Annotated in this window: 1 protein-coding gene; it reads left to right on the forward strand. The window is 56.2% G+C overall.

The features are described from left to right. Positions 1-63: 63 nt before the first annotated feature. Positions 64-1,226, forward strand: a protein-coding gene (locus APH28_RS28460) for an IS3 family transposase (RefSeq protein WP_156340956.1) whose coding sequence is annotated in 2 segments (ribosomal slippage) — positions 64-319 and positions 319-1,226 — 1,164 coding nt in all. Because the reading frame shifts where the segments join, the coding sequence is not laid out codon by codon here. Positions 1,227-1,234 lie beyond the last annotated feature (8 nt).

Below are 1,234 nucleotides of genomic sequence, written 5' to 3' on the forward strand. Positions count from 1 at the left end.
GTAGTGGTCTAATGATTCCGGACACCCATTTAGGCGAGAATGCTCGCCACAGAGAGGTGTCCGATGACCAAGCAACGCCGTACGTTTACCCCTGAGTTCAAGCGCGAAGCCGCCTGCCTGGTGCTCGATCAAGGCTACAGCCATGCCGAAGCGGCCCGTTCGCTCGGCTTGGTGGAATCGGCCCTGCGTCGGTGGGTTAATCAGCTTCAGCAGGAGCGCGGCGGCATCACGCCGGCCAGCAAAGCGCTGACGCCAGAGCAGCAAAAAATCCAAGAGTTGGAAGCCCGGATCACGCGCCTTGAACGCGAGAAATCGATACTAAAAAAGGCTACCGCGCTCTTGATGTCGGAAGATCTCGAGCGTACGCGCTGATCCGCCAGCTCAGCGATCATGAGCCCGTTGATTGTTTGTGCGAAGTGTTTGAAGTCACTCGCTCAAGTTACTACGCACATCGTCACAGAAGGCGAACTCCGGACGTTGAACGACTGCGGTTGCGCAGTCGAGTAAATGAGTTGTTCACGCGAGGGCGAAGTGCGCCCGGCAGCCGTAGTATCAAGGCAATGCTGCAAGAAGAGGGTGAACAAATCGGGCGGTTCAAGGTACGCAGCCTGATGCGTGAGCTGGCGTTGATCAGCAAGCAGCCAGGATCACATGCCTACAAAAAGGCCACAGTGGAGCGGCCAGATATTCCGAATATCTTGAACCGAGCGTTTGATGTCGAAGCGCCAAATCAGGTTTGGTGTGGCGACATCACCTATGTCTGGGCACAGGGCAAATGGCACTATCTGGCAGTTGTCCTGGATCTCTATGCACGCAGAGTAGTGGGCTGGGCCTTATCAGAAAAGCCGAACGCAGACCTCGTGGTCAAAGCGCTGGACGTGGCTTACGAACAACGCGGAAAGCCTCAAGGACTACTGTTTCACTCCGACCAGGGATCGCAATATGGCAGTCGTCAGTTCCGCCAGAGACTGTGGCGCTACCGCATGCGCCAGAGCATGAGCCGCCGAGGCAACTGCTGGGATAATGCGCCGATGGAGCGAGTATTTCGCAGCTTGAAATCAGAGTGGATACCGACCACGGGCTACCTGACCGGGCAGCAGGCTCAACGAGACATTAGCCAGTACCTGATGGGCCATTACAACTGGATCCGACCCCATCACTTCAACGATGGACTGGCTCCGGCGAAAGCTGAAGAAAAACTCAAAACCGTGTCCGGGATGAGTTGACCACTACA

The sequence above is a fragment of the Pseudomonas sp. NBRC 111124 genome (genome assembly GCF_001320245.1).
GTDB lineage: Bacteria > Pseudomonadota > Gammaproteobacteria > Pseudomonadales > Pseudomonadaceae > Aquipseudomonas.